The following is a 16,847-nucleotide window of genomic DNA, read 5'->3' as shown; positions in this document are numbered from 1 at the left end:
CGTCCACGGCGTCTATGGGACATTTGCTTCCAACAATCGGACATATGTTTCATGACGCCTATATCCGTTGCCGGTGTTTTATGTGCCGTGTCACTGGCCATTGCCCCGTCCGCGCTCGCAGCGGAGACGATCGGTGAGGACGCGGCATTGTGCGCGGCTGGCCACGGCCCCGCGATCCAGGTCAACGTTCTGGGCCTGAAGGATCGCACGGGGGAAGTCTGGCTTGAGCTCTATCCGGCCACTCAGGCCGATTTCCTTCGTCCCGACGAAACGCTGCTCGCCGAAGGCAGGGTATTCCGTCGCACCCGATCGAAACCGCCGGTGTCTGGCGAGGTGGCGATCTGTGTGCGCGTGCCCCATCCCGGGCGGTTTTCGCTGATGCTGCGGCACAACCGAATCGGCAGGGACAAGTTTTCCGTGTGGAGCGATGGTGCCGGCGTTGCCACCAACCGGTCGATGGGGCGATCCAAGCCGACCTTCGAGCAAGCGGCGGTCAATGCTGGCCCCGGGGTCACCGTGGTCAACATCAAGGTCCAGTATCTGCGCGGGCTTGGATTCTCGGCGATCGACTGAGGCGGGCCGCTCCGCAGCGCGTTCATCCGCGTTAGGGTCAGAAGGCGGCCGCCAGGCGCTCAAGCATCGACCGGGCCGGGCTGTCGGCGGTATCGTTGGCCGCCTGCGCCCGGTCGAGCCGGGCCACACGACGATACAGTTCGGTGCTCGCCTCGATCAGCGCCTGCGCGGCCGGCGGCATCGCTTCGACGGCGGCGCGCTCACTGACGGGCGCGGGCCCCAGCCGGCGCGACTGATCGAGCGCGTCGCGCGGCGCCATCTCCCCCGAATCGACTGCGCGCTGGGTCAGCAGCCAGGCGATCACATGCATCAGCCGGGTCGTGACCTTCAGCGATTCACAGGAAAAGGAAACGCGCGCCAGCGGATCAAGCACGTCGCGATCCGCCTTGCCGCCCTGGTCGAAATAGCTCCGCGCCTCATCCGCCAGCACCATCGCGTCGATGTAGAGCGTATCGATGAGGCGTCGGTGGATGCGCGGCTCGCTCATGTTCCCCCCGTTCGTGTACAGCATAGGTGACATAAAGTGGCCATCGGCGACATAGGGATTGCGCGGGGTGCCGCCAAAGCCGTCCCAATAAGGATCAGGCTCGCAGGCGTCAGGCGATGATGTCCGGGATCATCTGGTCCTCGAGAAGCGCGATCTCGTCGCGCAGGCGGAGTTTTCGCTTCTTGAGTCGCGCAATCTGAAGTTGATCGGTCGAACCGGTATCGAGCAGGGCCGCGATCGCTGAATCGAGATCGCGATGCTCCACGCGCAGGATTTCCAGACGCTTGGCGATTTGCGTGTCGTCCATGGGCTCCCCGTTCACGCATTGCCCTTAGCAAATTGCGCGGCCCCCGCGAGCCGCAAAAACATGCCGTCGCTCAAATACCCTCGGCATGTCGATTATGCCCAAAATGGGGGAAGACAATTAAGGACGAGCGTGTTTTACTCCCTACCCCGCCCAGCAATGTAGGAGGAACGCTTCCATGCAGACCGCGCATTTTTCGGCCCTCGAGGCCAAGCATGCCGTACTTGATCGCAAGATCAGTGCCGAGTCGCAGCGCCCATTGCCCGACTCAGCCGCCCTGGCGGCGCTCAAGAAGCAGAAACTGCGCGTAAAAGAGGAAATGTCGGCGCTGTAAGACGCTGAATCGCCTCGCGCGGGTGCGCCCGCGCGAGGCAAAGGCGAGCATCAGCGACGCGGAAGCACCGGCTTGACGAAGACCGGGGTGGTGTTGCCCGTACCCACGGGTTTGCGCGCCAGCATCGGATCGATCTGCCGGTCGAAGGCGACGCCGATCCTGCCGGCTGCCGACCAGGCGACCTTGCCCGGAACCCAGCCGATACCACGCACATCGAATTCGACGAGCGTGCCCTGATCCAGGCCCGTCGGGAATTCAGCCATCAGGCCGCCGGCGGACAGGTTGCGAACCCGCACCTGAAGCACGCTGGAAGCACCCGGCACGCGCATGTCAGCCATCAGGAACAGGCTGTCACGCGAGTCGTTGCGGTTGTGTGCGCCGTCTTCGCCAGCGACCGCGCCGTAGGGATCTTGAGAAAATTGGTCCATCGTAACGCTCGAAACGACCTCCGTTCGCCTGACGATAGCGGTCGAACCGTATCCAATCGCTTAAGGACGTATGCGGAAAATCAGTCTTCGCGCGAAACTTTCTCTTGTCGTTCGTGGCGCTCCTGCGCCTCGACCGTCATGGTCGCGATCGGCCTGGCTTCAAGGCGCGCGAGCGAGATCGGCTCGCCGGTCACCTCGCAATAGCCATATTCGCCTTCCTCGATTCGTCGCAGGGCCGCGTCGATCTTGGAGATCAGCTTGCGCTGGCGATCGCGGGTGCGCAATTCGATCGACCAGTCCGTTTCGCTCGACGCGCGATCGGTGAGATCGGCCTCCCGCAGCGAATCGACCTGGAGCTGGGAAAGCGTGCCGGCGGCTTCGCGCAGGATCGCTTCCTTCCAGGCTTGCAGCTTGTCCCGGAAATATGCCTGCTGACGCGGGTTCATGAACGGCTCCTCGGCACTTGGCCGATAGCCATCCCCACCCTCGCCCGCGGGCGGCTGAAACTTTTCGGATTCGTCCAATCGATTCAAGACCGTCGCCATCCCACTCTCCCGTCGGCGACATGGTGCCTTACGAGCACCTTCGCCGCCGCTCCATCCCGAGCGGGCCTATAGCCATGCCGCCCGGGCACCACAAGCAACCCCTCGCCAAAACTATCGCCGGGCATTGTGCGATCGCCCCTAGCCAGCCGTACATTGCACTTTCATGAAGCCGGCCTGTCATTCAGGCTCCACATCCAGGCTGCCTTGTCGTCTGGGCGAAGCGTGCCGGCGGCGTTAACCATGAAGCCGTACCATTGCGGCACGTTAACCAGGATAATGGCGATGCGAACGCGACAAATGGGCTGGAGTTCCGCCAAAGCTTGGTTAACGCGCTTGAACTTAATGCTTTCTTCGGCACTTTGCTGAATAGCGACACGTCAGACGCCGTGATGGACCGGATCATTTGGTTCGTACCGGTATCGATAGCGAGAGAGTGACAACAATGTCGGTGCGGATGGCCTTGGCTAAACTATGTGCCTGCACATGCGGCGGTGCCTTGGTCGGCGGCGGCGCGGTGCATGTCGCCGAACAGTCCCAGACCCGTCAGGTCTATCAGCAGAAGCAGACCAAGCGAGTCGTCCACCAGACCAAGGTCGCGGCGCGCCCGGTGAGTCGGGTTCGTCGAGTCGTGACCAAGACCCGCGCGACCTGCGCGCCCGCGGTGGTGACGGTGACCAGCCAGGGCGCGCCCATTCCCCTGCCCCCGGCCTTTGCCGGGTCGAGCGGCGAGATGCCGATGGTTTCGGGTGGCGGCGGTGGCGGCCCAGTCATCGTCGGTGGTGGCGGCGGCTTTGGCGGCGGTGGTTTCTTCGCAGGCGGCTTCTTCGGCGGCGGCGGCTCGGGCGGCGGCAGCTCCGGCATCATCATTTCGTCGACGTCGAGCAGTTCCGGCGGGTCCACCAGCACGAGCGGCGGATCGACCTCGACCGGCGGCTCTTCGACCAGCACGTCAAGCGGTGGCAGCGGTGGCAGCGGAGGCTCCTCGACCAGCACCAGCACGGGCGGCGTTTCGAGCACCAGCACCTCCTCGACCGGTGGCTCGTCCACGTCCACGTCGAGCGGCGTTTCGTCCAGCACTTCCAGCGGCGTTTCGTCGTCGACCAGCACGTCGAGCGGCGTGTCCTCCTCGACCTCGTCGAGCACATCCAGCTCGTCCAACGGATCGAGCACCAGCACCTCGAGTTCCTCGAACGGGTCGAGCACCAGCACCAGTTCGTCGAGCTATGGCTCGTCCAGCCACGGATCGAGCAGCAAGGGCTGGAGTTCCAATGGCGGCTGGAGCTCCAATGGCGGCCATGGCAGCAACGGTTCGACCGGATCCAGCGGAGGGCCGCCGGCACCGGTGCCCGCGCCGCCGATGGTCCTCCTGTTCGGCGCTGCGGCGGCCGCGTTGGTCGCGCGCAAGCGTTTCTCCAGGAAAACTGCCGTCTCGGCCTGATCCCCGACGCTTCCCGGTTCGGCTCCGGCGACCTTTGTCGCCGACTCGAATCGCAAGGTTCCGCTTGAGACCGCCCGGGACAACGCCACGGGTTGCGCGGGGGCTGAGCCGCCGCCATAGCCTGCCGCCATGCATGATATCCGCTTCATCCGCGAAAATCCCGCCGCCTTCGACACCGCCCTTGCGCGCCGGGGGCTCGCACCGGTGGCCGATACCCTGGTCGCCCTCGACGAGCGCCGTCGCGCGCTGATCACCGAAGCGCAGGCCGGCCAGGCCCGCCGCAACGAGGCGTCGAAGGCGATCGGCGCGGCCAAGGCGTCGAAGGACGAAGCGACCGCCGCCACGCTGATGGCCGAGGTTGCCGGCCTCAAGGAACGGCTGCCCGCGATCGAAGCCGAGGAGAAGGCGCTGGGCGAGGATCTGAACGGAAAGCTGGCTATCCTTCCCAACCTGCCGCTCGCCGACGTGCCCCAGGGCGCGGACGAGGAGGACAATGTCCTGATCGCCGAGCGCGGCACCCCCGGCACCTTCGCCTTCGCACCGAAGGAGCATGACTCGATCGGCCCGGCCCTCGGACTGGATTTCGAAACCGGCGTGGTGCTTGCCGGCGCGCGCTTCACCCTTGTTCGGGGGGCCGCGGCGCGGCTGCACCGCGCGCTGGGCCAGTTCATGCTGGACAATCTGTGCAACGACCATGGCTATGAGCAGGTCGTCCCGCCGCTGCTGGTCAGGGACGAGATCGTATTCGGCACCGGCCAGCTTCCCAAGGCGGCCGAGGATATGTTCCGCACCACCGATGGCCGCTGGCTCATTCCCACGGCCGAGGTCTCGCTGACCAACATCGTGCGCGAGAAGATCCTGAGCGAGGACGAATTGCCGCTGCGCTTCGCCGCTCTGACTGCCTGTTTCCGCTCGGAGGCCGGCGCCGCGGGCCGCGACACGCGCGGCTTCATCCGGCAGCACCAGTTCGAGAAGGTCGAGATGGTCTCGATCGTTACACCCGAGACTTCCGAGGCGGAACATGAGCGGATGACCGCTTGCGCCGAGGGTATCCTGACCGCGCTCGGCCTGCCGTTCCGCCGCATGAAGCTGTGCACCGGCGACATGGGTTTCACCGCGGCGCGCACCTATGATCTCGAAGTCTGGTTGCCGGGCCAGGACCGTTACCGGGAAATCTCCAGCTGCTCGACCTGCACCGATTTCCAGGCACGCCGGATGAACGCGCGCTACCGGCCGGAGGGCGAGAAGAACACGCGCTTCGTCCACACCCTCAACGGCTCGGGTCTCGCGGTCGGCCGCACCCTCGTCGCCGTGCTGGAGAATTACCAGCAGGAGGATGGGTCGGTCGCCATTCCCGACGCGCTGCAACCCTATCTGCGGGGCCTCAATCGGCTGGGGCCGGCCTGATGCGCATCCTCCTGACCAATGACGACGGCTATCATGCCCCGGGTCTCAAGGTGCTCGAGGAAATCGCTTCGGCCTTTTCCGACGATGTCTGGATCGTCGCCCCGGCCGAGGAACAGTCAGGCGCGGGCCATTCGCTGACCCTCACCCGCCCGATCCGCGTGCGGCGCTTCTCCGACCGGCGTTTCGCGGTCGCGGGCACCCCGACCGACGCGGTGATGATGGCGCTGGCCCGGATCATGAAGGATTCGCCGCCCGACCTAATCCTGTCGGGCGTCAATCGCGGCGCGAACCTGGCGGAGGACGTCACCTATTCGGGTACGGTCTCGGCCGCGATGGAGGGTGCCCTGGCCGGGGTCCGCTCGATCGCGTTGAGCCAGGTCTATTCGCGCGAGGGCATGGGCGACACGGTGCCGTTCGAGGCAGCCGCTGCCTGGGGGGAACGCGTGCTTCGCCCGCTGATCGACGCCCCGCTCGCGCCGCGCACGCTGGTCAACGTCAATTTCCCCGCCGGGCCGGCTGACGCGGTAAAGGGCATCCGCGTCGCCAACCAGGGCCTGCGCGACTACGGCCGGCTGCAGATCGTCAGCAACCGCGATCCGCGCGGCTACGAATATCACTGGTTCGCGCTTGGACCGACCATCGAGACCCCGGCGCATTCGACTGACCTGGAAGCGATCGCCGACGGCTATGTCGCCGTCACGCCCCTTCATCTCGACCTGACACATGGTGAATCTCTGGCTATGCTTAACGCCGCCTATAGCTAAAGGGGGGCGGCATGGGGGGACATATCGAGAGACGCGCGCGCCACGCTCTGTCGGCGCTTCCGCTCGCGCTGTTGTGCGGTTGCATCCCGCAGATGCAATCGGCCGATCCGCCCTACGCGCCGGCTCCGGCGATCCCCTATGAGCGCCAGAGCTATGAACGCCAGAGCGTCGACAACGACGTACGCAGCCCCCCTACCGCTCCGTCCGCATGGCAGGCCCGCCCGGTCACGGCCACCGCACAGACGATCGGCGCCAGCACCTATGTGGTCCAGCCCGGCGAAACACTGCGCGGCATCGCCGACAAGACGGGTTCGGGTTCCGAGGCGATTGCACGCGCCAACGGCCTGTCGGCGCCGTTCGTGATCCGCGCGGGCCAGCGACTCGCCATCCCGGCGGGTCGCTATCACCTCGTCCGCGCGGGCGAGACGGGCATCGCCATCGCGCGCGCCTATGGCGTCGACTGGTCGCGGATCGTGACCGCCAACGACCTGAGCCAGCCCTATACGCTGCGGGTCGGCATGCGCGTGCTGATTCCCGGTGGCCCCCAGACGGTGGCGGAACGCGCCGCCGCCTTCCGTCTCGATGTCGACGATATCGTCACCGGTGGCGAGCCGGCCCTCGCCAGCAACCAGCGCCCGGCCCGGCCCACCAGCTCTCCGGGGCGTGTCCTCCCCTCCTCGGCCGCGCTCGCCGAGCCGGCGCGGCTGCACGGGGCCTTTGCCTGGCCGCTGCGCGGTACCGTCGTCGCGCGGTTCGGCCCGGGCGCGAGCGGCGAACGCTATAATGGCATCAAGATCGCGGCTCCTCTCGGTACCCCGATCCTCGCCGCCGCTGATGGCGTGGTCGCTTACGCCGGGAACGAGGTCGCCAATCTCGGCGGGCTGGTGATCCTGAAGCATGGCGACGGTTGGACCACCGTCTATGGTCACGCCAGCCAGTTGCTCGTGCAGCGCGGCCAGTCGGTCAGGAAGGGCCAGACGATCGCGACCTCGGGCGATTCGGGTCTCGCCGACCGGCCTGAACTTCATTTCGAGATGCGCAAGGGCCGCACGCCGGTGGATCCGCTCGGACAATTGCCCTCCCGCTAGCTGCCCCTGCTAGCGACGGGCGCGCGCCGATGCTAAGCGCCGCCGCATCATGACCGAGCATACCTCCGATCTTCTCCGCCTGCTTTCGACGCGCGGCTATATCCACCAGCTCACCGATGCCGCCGGCCTCGATGGGCTTGCGAACAGGCAGGTCGTGCCTGGCTATATCGGTTTCGATCCGACGGCGCCGTCGCTGCACGTCGGCAGCCTGGTTCAGATCATGCTGCTCCGCCGCCTTCAGCAGGCCGGGCATAAGCCGATCGTGCTGATGGGCGGCGGCACCGGCAAGATCGGCGATCCGAGCTTCAAGGACGAGGCGCGCAAGCTGCTCAGCGAGGATGGTATTGCGACCAACGTGGCGTCGATCCGCCGCATCTTCGAACGCTTCCTGACCTTCGGCGATGGTCCGACCGACGCGATCATGCTCGACAATGCCGAGTGGCTGGATGCGCTGGAATATATCCCGTTCCTGCGTGACATCGGCCAGCATTTCTCGGTCAACCGGATGCTGAGCTTCGACTCGGTCAAGCTTCGGCTCGATCGCGAGCAGTCGCTGAGCTTCCTCGAATTCAACTACATGATCCTGCAGGCCTATGATTTCCTGGAGCTGTCGCGTCGCGCTGGCTGCCGCCTTCAGATGGGCGGATCGGATCAGTGGGGCAATATCGTCAACGGCATCGAGCTGTCGCGCCGGGTCGATTCGACCGAGGTGTACGGGATCACCACCCCGCTGATCACCACGGCGGATGGCGGCAAGATGGGCAAGACCATGTCGGGCGCCGTCTGGCTCCATGAAGACCAGTTGCCCCATTATGACTACTGGCAGTTCTGGCGGAACACGGACGATCGCGACGTCGGCCGTTTCCTGCGGCTGTTCACTGATCTGCCGCTCGACGAGATTGCGCGGCTGGAAGCGCTGCAAGGTGCCGAGATCAACGAGGCCAAGAAAATCCTGGCCGATGCGGCGACGGCGATGTGCCGCGGCGAAGCCGCCGCCGCCGAGGCAGCGGAGACCGCACGCCGTACTTTCGAGGAAGGTTCCGCCGGGGATTCTCTGCCGACCTACACGGTCGCGGGCGGCGAGATCGGCATCGTCGATGCGCTGGTCTCGCTTGGCCTGTGCGCCTCCAAGGGCGAGGCGAGGCGCCTGATCAAGGGTGGCGGCGCCCGCGTCGGTGCTGACAAGGTGACGGATGAAGCGCTGACCATCCGTGTCGGCGGAGAGCCGGTGCGCATCGCCGCTGGCAAGAAGCATCATGGGATTCTTGTCGCGGGCTAGGGTTTGTACGTAACATTGCTGCCATAAACCCTTGAAGCACAAGTGCTTTGGAGGCGAAGCAAGGAGTCGTTAAACAATTTCGTTTCGACCGGATTCACTCCTGCGCTGTAGCCTTGGCACTCCGAGGGAGTGAGCCATGGCAGCATTCGGGAGTGCGAGACCGGTCGATGAACGTGGCACGCCGCGCGATGAGGTGCATTTCCGTACGCGCGCCTTCGGCCCCGATGCGCGGCCGGTTAACCTCCTCATCGTTAACATCTCGGCGCTCGGCCTCATGGCGCGATGCGACGTGCCCTATAAGGTGGGCGACCGCCTGACGGTCACGCTGCCGGTCGTTGGCGTGATCTCCACCGAGATCCGCTGGCTCCTCGGCGGCCGGATCGGTTGCGAGCTCGACCAGGCGATCGAGCTGGCCGATTATTACGATCTGCTCGCGGTGCTGCTGCGCGGCCGCTGACGCTTCAGTAATCGTTGAACACCGTGGCATAGCATGCGAGCGTGGCCGGGATGATACGACCGATCCACTGGCCGCTCCTGCCGGGCCTGGCGCTCCTTTCCGCTGCTGGACAAGCCCGGGAAGAACCACCCGCCGCCGTCGTCAGGCAGTCTTTCGATGTCACGGTTCCGCAGGCGCCGACGCCGGTAAAAATACTGGGCAAGGCCGAGCTGACCTACGAAATCCACCTCACCAACTTCAGCGATTCGCCGTTGACGGTGAAACGCATCCGGATCCTCGACCGCGCAAACAAGACCCTCGCTGAATTCGCCGGCGAGACGCTTGACCGGCGGCTGGCGGGCGTTTCAGGCCCGGGCGGGTCCGTGGCGCCGGGATCTCGCTCGGTCCTGTTCGTGGAAACCGACCTTCAGCCCGGTGGTGTCCCTCGGGCGTTTCGCCCCATCATCGACTATAAGGTGGCCGGGGATGATCGGATCTTCCGGACGGAAGCTCCGTGGCAGGAGATCAACGCTGCCTCACCCGTCATCCTGGGGCCGCCACTCGCGGGCGGGCCCTGGGCAGCGGTCCATGACCCCTCCTGGCAACGCGGCCATCGACGGGTTTTCTACACCATCGACGGGCGGGCACGCCTTCCCGGCCGCTATGCGATTGATTTCGTCAAGCTCGATCAGCAGGGCCGCACCACCACCGGCGATGCCGACCGGACTGGCGATGCCTTCGGCTATGGCGACGACGTGCTCGCCGTGGCGGATGGCGAGATCGTCGGCATGCGCGACGATGTCGCTGAGAGCGCGCTAATCTCCCGGAACCCTGCCCATCCCCTTGGCGAAGGTGCGGGCAACTATGTCGCGCTCCGCCTCGGGAACGGACAGGTCGCCTTCTACGAGCATCTGAGACCAGGCAATGTTCGGGTAAGACTGGGTGAGCGGGTCCGGCAGGGGCAGGTCATCGGCAGGCTTGGCTTCACCGGCGATACGACCGGGCCGCATCTCCATTTTCATCTGGCCGACGCCAATTCGCTGCTTGGTGCCGAGGGCGTCCCCTTCGTCTTCGACCGTTTCGTCCTGCTTGGGCGGATCGACGACATGGCTCAATTCGGCAAGGTGCCATGGCACGCCCCGAAGGATCTCACGCCGGAGCGCCTCCGGGAATGGCCCGGCTTCAACATCGTCCTCGCTTTCGGCACCGTGGAATCCCTTAAGCCGCGGCAAACCCGGCGTTAAACGCGTTCGGGCCAAAGTCGTGCAGGTACGCGACCGAGTATTCCCCGGCGTACCAGGGGTAAGCCATGGGTCTGGAAAGCCATCCCTTCCAGGAGAAGCGCGTCGATGAACGCATTCCCGTCTTTCACCGGACCCGCGCCACCGGGCCGGATGGGCAGGCATTGTCGCTGGTGATCGTCGACCTGTCAGCCAACGGACTGATGGCCCGGTGCGACGCCCAGCTCGCTCCGGGCGAATGGCTCCAGATCATGCTGCCCCTGATCGGTACCTGCCGCGCCAGGCTGCGCTGGTCGCTGGGTGGACGGATCGGCTGCGAATTCGACCAGCCGATCGGCCCCGAACAATATGGCGAGCTGCTGGCGATGCTGGTCAGCCAGGCGGAGGTAATGCGCTGAGATCAGCCCGAGCGGAGCAACGCCACTCCCGCGTCGCGCTCGAACAGATACAGGGCGGTCCGTGCCGCCTGCCCTCGTGCACCCTCCAGCCCGCCGTCGCGATCGATCAGCAGCCGTGCATCAGCGGCGGCGGCCGGCAAAAGCGCCTCGAGCGTCTCGGCGGTCGCCAGCCTGAACCCCGCTTCGCCCGACTGTTTCGTACCAAGCAGGTCGCCCGCCCCGCGTAGCCGCAGATCCTCTTCGGCGATACGGAATCCGTCATTGGTCTCGCGCATCAACGCCAACCGGGCCCGCGACGTCTCGCCAAGCTGGTTGCCGCGGATCAGCAGGCAGATCGACCGCCCGCTGCCGCGCCCGACTCTCCCGCGCAACTGGTGAAGCTGGGCCAGCCCGAACCGGTCGGCATGCTCGATCACGATCAGCGTCGCATTGGGCACGTCGACCCCGACCTCGATCACCGTCGTCGCGACGAGCACGCCGGTCCGCCCGCCGGCGAAGCCGGCCATCACCGCGTCCTTCTCCGACCCCTTCATCCGGCCGTGCACCAGCCCGACGCGATCGCCGAAGCGTGTCCGCAACGTCTCCGCCCGATCCTCGGCCGCCGCCAGATCGCTCTTCTCGCTCTCCTCGACCAGCGGGCACACCCAATAAGCCTGGCCGCCGTCCGATAGATGCCGCGCCAGTGCATCGACGACCTCCGGCAGGCGATCTTCGGAGATGACCCGCGTCTCGATCGGCTGGCGGCCCGGCGGCATCTCATCGAGCTGGCTGACGTCCATCTCGCCGTAATTGGCGAGAGTCAGCGTGCGCGGGATCGGCGTCGCGGTCATCGCCAGCAGATGCGGGGGGCGCTCCGCCTTGGCCTGCAACATCATGCGCTGGGCCACGCCGAAACGATGCTGCTCGTCCACCACGACCAGCGCGAGGTCCTTGTAGGTCACTGTCTCCTGGAAGATCGCGTGCGTGCCGATCAGGATATGGATCGCGCCCGAGGCGAGCCCCATCAGGGTCGCCTCGCGCACCCTGCCTTTGTCGCGCCCGGTCAGCACCGCCAGCTCGACCGGCAGGCCGCCGAGCTGGCGGCGGAGCGTCTCGAAATGCTGGCGTGCGAGGATTTCGGTCGGGGCGAGCAGCGCGCCCTGGGCCCCCGCCTCGACCGCCATCAGCAGCGCCATCGTCGCGACCAGGGTCTTGCCCGACCCCACATCGCCCTGCAGCAGGCGCAGCATCGGCTGGGCCTGTTGCAGGTCGCCCTCGATCTCCCGCACCGTCCGCGCCTGAGCGCCGGTCAGCGCGTAGGGCAGTTCGAGCGCGTCGCGCAGCCGCCCGTCACCGGCAAGCGCCCTGCCCCGCCGCGCCCTGGACGATTGCCGCACCAGCATCAGCGCGAGCTGGTTGGCGAACAGCTCGTCATAGGCAAGCCGCTCCTTCGCCTTGGCATCGGACGGGTCGGCATGCACTCGCCCCAGCGCTTCGCGCCACGATGGCCAGCCATGTTTCGCGAGCAGTCCCGGCTCGATCCATTCCGGCAGATCCGGCGAGCGCTCCACCGCCTGCGCGGTGAGTTGCCCCATCCGGCGCGAGGTGATTCCTTCCGACAGCGGATAGATCGACTCGCGCTCGCCCACATCAGGCGCCTCGTCGAGCGGCAGCACATAGTCCGGATGGACCATCTGCAATTCCTGCCCGTACATCTCGAGCCGGCCGGAAACGCGGCGCGGCTCGCCTGTCGGCAGCAGTTTCTTCGCCCAGCCCGGATGGCCGCCGAAATAGACCAAGCTGACATGGTTGCCCTTGGCGTCGACGGCCCTGACCCGGCTCGGCCCGCGGCCATTGCCCGATCGGTGCTCGACGGCGGTCAGCGTGATCGCGATCGTCCGGCCGGCATCCGCCATGTCGAGCTCTTCGCGCGGCACCCGGTCGATCCAGCCGGTCGGCAGGTGGAATGCCATGTCGATCACGCGGTGCAGGCCGAGCTTGTCGAGCGGCTTGGCCAGTCCGGGGCCGACGCCTTTCAATGCCGTGATCTCGGCGAACAATGGATTGAGGATATCGGGCCGCATGACTATCTGCATGCTCCTACCCCCAGCCGACGTGCGCCGCCAGCGCCCGCCGGCCAATTGTCGTTGGAAAACCATGGATCGTGACATCCGCCTGAAACGCCTGCGCTTTCGAGCCTGGCATCGCGGCACCAAGGAGGCTGATTTGCTGATCGGCGGCTTTTGCGATGCCGCCGCTTCCGGCTGGAACGATGCGGAGATCGATCTGTTCGAGGAGCTGCTCGAAGAACAGGATGTCGATATCATGGCCTGGGCCATCGGCACCGACACCTGCCCGGCGCGCTACGAGGGGCCGATCATGGAAGCGATGCGCGTGCTGACCTACGTGCCGATCTCTCGCTGAGTTAAACCAAGTGCGTCACCCCGGACGTGTTCCGGGGGCCACCGGCCCGCGGGGCATCGAAGCCCTGGCGTTTTCGCAACGGTGGATGCCGGAACAAGTCCGGCATGGCGGCAACGGAAGCTGAAATTTGATGCCCGACCTGAAGACAATTCTTTCGGCCAAGACGCCTCTCACCCTCGCCGGCGTGCCGACGGGGTTCGAGCCCTGGCTGCTCGCCGACCTCGCCCGCGCCGCGAAGACGCGGGCCGTGTTCATCGCACCGGACGAAGCCGCGATGCGCGCCATCGCCGCGACCGCGCCGGTCTTCGCGCCGGAGCTGGAGGTCCTGACCTTCCCGGCCTGGGACTGCCTGCCTTACGATCGCGCCTCGCCGACGCTGCACGTCATGGCCGAGCGCATGGCGACGCTCCACCGCCTCCAGCAGCTAGTCAAAGGGCCCCAGCTCCTCATCACGACCGCCAATGCCGCCGCGCAGCGCACGCTGACACCTTTTCGCATCCGCCAGCTTGTCGCGACGCTCGCGCCCAAGGAACGCATCGGTCGGGACCGGCTCGCTGAACTGCTCCAGTCCAACGGCTATTCGCGGGTCGAGACGGTCGCCGATTCGGGCGAGTTCGCGGTACGCGGCGGTCTGGTCGACCTCTTTCCCTCGGGCCAGGATCAGGCGCTTCGCCTCGATTTCTTCGGCGACGAAATCGAAAGCGTCCGCACCTTCGATCCCGCCGATCAGCGCACCACGGGCCGGATCGACGGCTTCACCCTGCTGCCGGCGTCCGAGACCTTGCTCGACGAGGACAGCATCAAGCGGTTCCGCAGCCGCTATCGCGAACGCTTCGGCGCGACCGCGACCGGCGATCCGCTCTACCAGGCGATCAGCGATGGCCGCCGCCTTGCCGGCATGGAGCATTGGCTTCCGTTGTTCGAGGAGAAGATGGCGACCTTGTTCGACCATCTCGGGGCCGACGCCGTGGTTGTCCGCGATGCCGGCGTGCTCGGCGCGGCTGAACAGCGGTTCGAGGCGATCACCGACTATCACGCCAACCGGGTCAAGGCGCAGTCGAGCGATCCGGGCAGCTATCGCCCACTTCCGCCAGATGCGCTTTACCTCACCGCCAAGGACTTCGCCGAGCGGCTCGAACACGCGCCGGCCCATCTCACCACCCAGTTCCACGAGCCCGAAAGCGCCATCGTCCTCGACTTCAACGTCGATGGCCCGCGCGATTTCGGTGCGGAACGGTCAAGCGGCGCGAATGTCTATGAGGCTGTCGTCCACCATATCGCGACGCTCCGCCGCGACGGCCGCAAGCCGATCCTCGCGAGCTATTCGATCGGCGCGCGTGAACGGCTGTCCACGCTCCTCGCCGATCACGGCTTGAAGGCCGCTACCAAGGTCGATACCTGGCAGGAGGCTCTCGGAGCCGCTGACAAGGGCATCGCGCTGATCGTCCTGCCGCTCGACCATGGTTTCTCGACCCCGCAGGTCGCGCTCCTGACCGAGCAGGACATGCTCGGGGACCGTCTGGTCCGCCGCCAGAAGCGCAAGAAATCCGCTGACGCGTTCCTCGCCGAGCTGGCGATGCTCACGCCCGGTGATCTGGTCGTCCATGTCGATCACGGTATCGGCCGCTATGAGGGACTGACCTCGATCCCCGTCGGGCAGAGCCCGCATGATTGCGTCGCGCTGACTTATGCCGGCGGCGACAAATTGTTCGTGCCGGTCGAGAATCTCGAAGTCCTTACCCGCTACGGCTCGGACAGCGAGGGCGCGAGCCTCGACAAGCTCGGTGGCGAGGCCTGGCAGCGCCGCAAGAGCCGCATGAAGGAGCGAATCCGCGAGATCGCCGGCGAGTTGATTGCGACCGCCGCCGAACGCGCGCTCCGCCCCGCCGATGCAATCGAGCCCGACCAGAGCGGTTACGCCAGCTTCGTCGATCGTTTCCCTTATGAAGAAACCGAGGATCAGGACCGCGCGATCAACGACGTGCTCGGCGATCTCGCCACCGGTACGCCGATGGACCGGCTCGTCGTCGGCGATGTCGGCTTCGGCAAGACCGAGGTCGCGCTCCGCGCCGCCTTCGCCGCCGCCATGTCAGGCCTGCAGGTCGCGGTGGTGTGCCCGACCACGTTGCTCGCCCGCCAGCACTTCCAGAACTTCACCGCCCGCTTCGAAGGCTTTCCGCTCAATGTGGGCCGCCTCTCCCGGCTTGTTCCCGCCGCCGAGGCCAAGGCGACGCGTGAAGGACTGGAAAACGGAACGATCGACGTCATTGTCGGGACTCACGCGATCCTTGCCAAGTCAGTGGAATTCAAGCGCCTCGGCCTCGTCATCGTCGATGAGGAGCAGCGCTTCGGCGTGACTCACAAGGAACGGCTCAAGGCGCTCAAGACCGATGTCCACGTCCTGACGCTGACCGCCACCCCGATCCCGCGAACGCTGCAGATGGCGATGTCCGGCCTGCGCGAGCTGTCGGTGATCCAGACACCGCCGGTCGATCGCCTTGCGGTACGCACCTATATCATGCCTTGGGACCCGGTCGTGCTGCGCGAAGCATTGCTGCGGGAGCATTATCGCGGCGGCCAGAGCTTCTTCGTCACGCCTCGTGTCGCCGATGTCCCCGATATCGAGCAGTTCATGCGCGACCATGTCCCGGAGGTTCGCGCGGTCACCGCGCACGGCCAGATGTCCCCGACCGAAGTCGAGGAGCGGATGTCCGCCTTCTACGACAAGAAATTCGAAGTGCTGATCTCCACCACGATCGTCGAAAGCGGGCTCGACATCCCCAGCGCCAATACGATGATCATCCACCGGGCCGACCGCTTCGGCCTCGCCCAGCTCTATCAGCTGCGCGGCCGCGTGGGCCGGGCCAAGACGCGGGCCTATGCCTATCTCACCACTCCGGCCGACCGGATCGTCACCGAGACCGCCGAAAAGCGCCTGAAGGTTCTCAGCGATCTCGATAGTCTCGGGGCCGGCTTCCAGCTTGCCAGCCACGATCTGGATATTCGCGGTGCCGGCAACCTGCTCGGCGACGAACAGTCGGGGCATATCAAGGAGGTCGGCTACGAACTTTACCAGTCGATGCTGGAAGAGGCGATCATGGAAGCGAAGGCCGGCGGCCTCGCCCAGCGCCCACGCGACTTCTCTCCGCAGATCACCGTCGATGCGCCGATTCTCATCCCGGAAGACTATGTTCCGGACCTCGACCTGCGCATGGGCCTGTATCGCCGCCTGAACGACCTCGACGAATCGCAGGCGGTCGAGGCTTTCGCGGCGGAGCTGATCGACCGGTTCGGCCCGTTGCCCGATCCGACCGAGAATCTGATCCGCCTCATGGAGATCAAGCTCAACGCCAAGAAGGCGTGCGTCGCGAAGATCGACGTCGGGCCGCGCGGCGCACTGGTCAGCTTCCACGACGACAAGCCGCCCAATATCGACGGCCTGCTTGCCTGGATCGCGCGTCTCGATGGAGTCGCGAGGCTGCGGCCAGACAGCAAGCTGGTGGTCACCCGCGCCTGGGGCGATCCCAAGGCGCGGCTTAACGGCGCGCTGCAATTGTCCAAGGGGCTGGCCAAGGCAGCGGGGTGATTGCCCGCCGTCGATTCAATGAGGGCAAATGCAGGTGCAGCATGGATTTGGGCGTGTTGCCGCGTCCTGCCCGCTCCTTCTCATCGATGGTATCGTTTCCCTGTTCGGGCGGCATAAATTCCCTGTTATCGGATAA

General features: G+C 65.9%; 18 protein-coding genes. 11 read left to right on the top strand and 7 right to left on the bottom strand.

The features are described 5' to 3' along the window. The first annotated feature begins 87 nt into the window (after window positions 1–87). Window positions 88–573 carry a DUF2141 domain-containing protein gene (locus NDN01_RS08005; protein WP_272626825.1) on the top strand — a complete coding sequence of 162 codons (486 nt, stop codon included), beginning with the start codon at window positions 88–90 and terminating at the stop codon, window positions 571–573. Between the two features lie 37 nt (window positions 574–610). Here the strand turns inward: NDN01_RS08005 and NDN01_RS08000 are convergent, their stop codons facing one another. Continuing rightward, entirely contained in the window at window positions 611–1,060 is a 450-nt protein-coding gene (locus NDN01_RS08000; protein ID WP_272626824.1) for a DUF1465 family protein, read from the bottom strand. A gap of 109 nt (window positions 1,061–1,169) precedes the next feature. Then, the gene (locus tag NDN01_RS07995; protein ID WP_272626823.1) at window positions 1,170–1,367 is read right to left on the bottom strand and encodes a YdcH family protein; all 198 of its coding nucleotides are present in this window, start codon (window positions 1,365–1,367) and stop codon (window positions 1,170–1,172) included. Between the two features lie 175 nt (window positions 1,368–1,542). Here NDN01_RS07995 and NDN01_RS07990 point away from each other — a divergent pair, with 175 nt between their 5' ends. Beyond that, window positions 1,543–1,698: a YdcH family protein gene (locus tag NDN01_RS07990; protein WP_272626822.1), complete on the top strand. Its 156-nt coding sequence runs from the start codon at window positions 1,543–1,545 to the stop codon at window positions 1,696–1,698. Window positions 1,699–1,748: 50 nt separating this feature from the next. On the opposite strand, the gene NDN01_RS07985 is transcribed toward NDN01_RS07990, so the two are convergent. From NDN01_RS07985 to NDN01_RS07970, 4 genes are all read right to left on the bottom strand, one after another. Beyond that, entirely contained in the window at window positions 1,749–2,126 is a 378-nt protein-coding gene (locus tag NDN01_RS07985; RefSeq protein WP_272626821.1) for a PilZ domain-containing protein, read from the bottom strand. Between the two features lie 80 nt (window positions 2,127–2,206). Then, a complete protein-coding gene (gene dksA / locus NDN01_RS07980; protein ID WP_272626820.1) occupies window positions 2,207–2,671 on the bottom strand; it encodes an RNA polymerase-binding protein DksA in 465 nt (154 codons plus the stop codon). 552 nt (window positions 2,672–3,223) lie between these two features. Continuing rightward, a complete protein-coding gene (locus NDN01_RS07975) occupies window positions 3,224–3,880 on the bottom strand; it encodes a hypothetical protein (protein ID WP_272626819.1) in 657 nt (218 codons plus the stop codon). Window positions 3,881–3,892: 12 nt separating this feature from the next. Further along, window positions 3,893–4,240 carry a hypothetical protein gene (locus NDN01_RS07970; protein WP_272626818.1) on the bottom strand — a complete coding sequence of 116 codons (348 nt, stop codon included), beginning with the start codon at window positions 4,238–4,240 and terminating at the stop codon, window positions 3,893–3,895. Here NDN01_RS07970 and serS point away from each other — a divergent pair. From serS to NDN01_RS07935, 7 genes are all read left to right on the top strand, one after another. Continuing rightward, window positions 4,239–5,516: a serine--tRNA ligase gene (serS, locus tag NDN01_RS07965; RefSeq protein WP_272626817.1), complete on the top strand. Its 1,278-nt coding sequence runs from the start codon at window positions 4,239–4,241 to the stop codon at window positions 5,514–5,516. The two genes, NDN01_RS07970 and serS, sit on opposite strands and share 2 nt — an antisense overlap. Next, entirely contained in the window at window positions 5,516–6,280 is a 765-nt protein-coding gene (gene surE, locus NDN01_RS07960) for a 5'/3'-nucleotidase SurE (RefSeq protein WP_272626816.1), read from the top strand. The genes serS and surE overlap by 1 nt, the downstream gene beginning before the upstream one ends. 11 nt (window positions 6,281–6,291) lie before the next feature. Further along, window positions 6,292–7,368 (top strand): M23 family metallopeptidase, encoded by a 1,077-nt coding sequence (locus NDN01_RS07955; RefSeq protein ID WP_272626815.1) that lies wholly within the window; start codon window positions 6,292–6,294, stop codon window positions 7,366–7,368. A 49-nt stretch (window positions 7,369–7,417) separates the two neighbouring features. Further along, window positions 7,418–8,647, top strand: a complete 1,230-nt coding sequence (gene tyrS, locus NDN01_RS07950) for a tyrosine--tRNA ligase (RefSeq protein WP_272626814.1) — start codon at window positions 7,418–7,420, stop codon at window positions 8,645–8,647. Between the two features lie 136 nt (window positions 8,648–8,783). After that, the gene (locus NDN01_RS07945; RefSeq protein WP_272626813.1) at window positions 8,784–9,104 is read left to right on the top strand and encodes a PilZ domain-containing protein; all 321 of its coding nucleotides are present in this window, start codon (window positions 8,784–8,786) and stop codon (window positions 9,102–9,104) included. Window positions 9,105–9,154: 50 nt separating this feature from the next. Then, window positions 9,155–10,327, top strand: coding sequence for a M23 family metallopeptidase (locus tag NDN01_RS07940; protein WP_272626812.1), 1,173 nt, complete (start codon window positions 9,155–9,157; stop codon window positions 10,325–10,327). A gap of 65 nt (window positions 10,328–10,392) precedes the next feature. Beyond that, a complete protein-coding gene (locus NDN01_RS07935; RefSeq protein ID WP_272626811.1) occupies window positions 10,393–10,722 on the top strand; it encodes a PilZ domain-containing protein in 330 nt (109 codons plus the stop codon). A 2-nt stretch (window positions 10,723–10,724) separates the two neighbouring features. Here the strand turns inward: NDN01_RS07935 and recG are convergent, their stop codons facing one another. Further along, the gene (gene recG, locus NDN01_RS07930; protein ID WP_272626810.1) at window positions 10,725–12,860 is read right to left on the bottom strand and encodes an ATP-dependent DNA helicase RecG; all 2,136 of its coding nucleotides are present in this window, start codon (window positions 12,858–12,860) and stop codon (window positions 10,725–10,727) included. Between recG and NDN01_RS07925 the strand changes: the two genes are divergently transcribed. Further along, a complete protein-coding gene (locus NDN01_RS07925; protein WP_272626809.1) occupies window positions 12,859–13,125 on the top strand; it encodes an FAD assembly factor SdhE in 267 nt (88 codons plus the stop codon). The two genes, recG and NDN01_RS07925, sit on opposite strands and share 2 nt — an antisense overlap. Before the next feature lie 130 nt (window positions 13,126–13,255). After that, window positions 13,256–16,711, top strand: a complete 3,456-nt coding sequence (gene mfd / locus NDN01_RS07920; protein WP_272626808.1) for a transcription-repair coupling factor — start codon at window positions 13,256–13,258, stop codon at window positions 16,709–16,711. Window positions 16,712–16,847: the final 136 nt, after the last annotated feature.

This window comes from Sphingomonas sp. QA11 (genome assembly GCF_028473665.1).
Taxonomy (GTDB): Bacteria; Pseudomonadota; Alphaproteobacteria; order Sphingomonadales; family Sphingomonadaceae; genus Sphingomonas; species Sphingomonas phytovorans.
The sequence above is the reverse complement of the archived record's forward strand: the minus strand, read 5'-3'. Positions and strand labels throughout refer to the sequence as shown.

Excerpts from the sequence above, each read along its gene's own strand:
- tyrS (WP_272626814.1), top strand. The coding sequence starts at position 7,418 with ATGACCGAGCATACCTCCGATCTTCTCCGCCTGCTTTCGACGCGCGGC.
- surE (WP_272626816.1), top strand. The coding sequence starts at position 5,516 with ATGCGCATCCTCCTGACCAATGACGACGGCTATCATGCCCCGGGTCTC.
- NDN01_RS07925 (WP_272626809.1), top strand. The coding sequence starts at position 12,859 with ATGGATCGTGACATCCGCCTGAAACGCCTGCGCTTTCGAGCCTGGCAT.
- NDN01_RS07945 (WP_272626813.1), top strand. The coding sequence starts at position 8,784 with ATGGCAGCATTCGGGAGTGCGAGACCGGTCGATGAACGTGGCACGCCG.
- NDN01_RS07940 (WP_272626812.1), top strand. The coding sequence starts at position 9,155 with ATGATACGACCGATCCACTGGCCGCTCCTGCCGGGCCTGGCGCTCCTT.
- NDN01_RS07985 (WP_272626821.1), bottom strand. The coding sequence starts at position 2,126 with ATGGACCAATTTTCTCAAGATCCCTACGGCGCGGTCGCTGGCGAAGAC.
- mfd (WP_272626808.1), top strand. The coding sequence starts at position 13,256 with ATGCCCGACCTGAAGACAATTCTTTCGGCCAAGACGCCTCTCACCCTC.
- NDN01_RS07935 (WP_272626811.1), top strand. The coding sequence starts at position 10,393 with ATGGGTCTGGAAAGCCATCCCTTCCAGGAGAAGCGCGTCGATGAACGC.
- serS (WP_272626817.1), top strand. The coding sequence starts at position 4,239 with ATGCATGATATCCGCTTCATCCGCGAAAATCCCGCCGCCTTCGACACC.
- NDN01_RS07970 (WP_272626818.1), bottom strand. The coding sequence starts at position 4,240 with ATGGCGGCAGGCTATGGCGGCGGCTCAGCCCCCGCGCAACCCGTGGCG.
- NDN01_RS07990 (WP_272626822.1), top strand. The coding sequence starts at position 1,543 with ATGCAGACCGCGCATTTTTCGGCCCTCGAGGCCAAGCATGCCGTACTT.
- NDN01_RS07955 (WP_272626815.1), top strand. The coding sequence starts at position 6,292 with ATGGGGGGACATATCGAGAGACGCGCGCGCCACGCTCTGTCGGCGCTT.
- NDN01_RS08000 (WP_272626824.1), bottom strand. The coding sequence starts at position 1,060 with ATGAGCGAGCCGCGCATCCACCGACGCCTCATCGATACGCTCTACATC.
- recG (WP_272626810.1), bottom strand. The coding sequence starts at position 12,860 with ATGGTTTTCCAACGACAATTGGCCGGCGGGCGCTGGCGGCGCACGTCG.
- dksA (WP_272626820.1), bottom strand. The coding sequence starts at position 2,671 with ATGGCGACGGTCTTGAATCGATTGGACGAATCCGAAAAGTTTCAGCCG.
- NDN01_RS07995 (WP_272626823.1), bottom strand. The coding sequence starts at position 1,367 with ATGGACGACACGCAAATCGCCAAGCGTCTGGAAATCCTGCGCGTGGAG.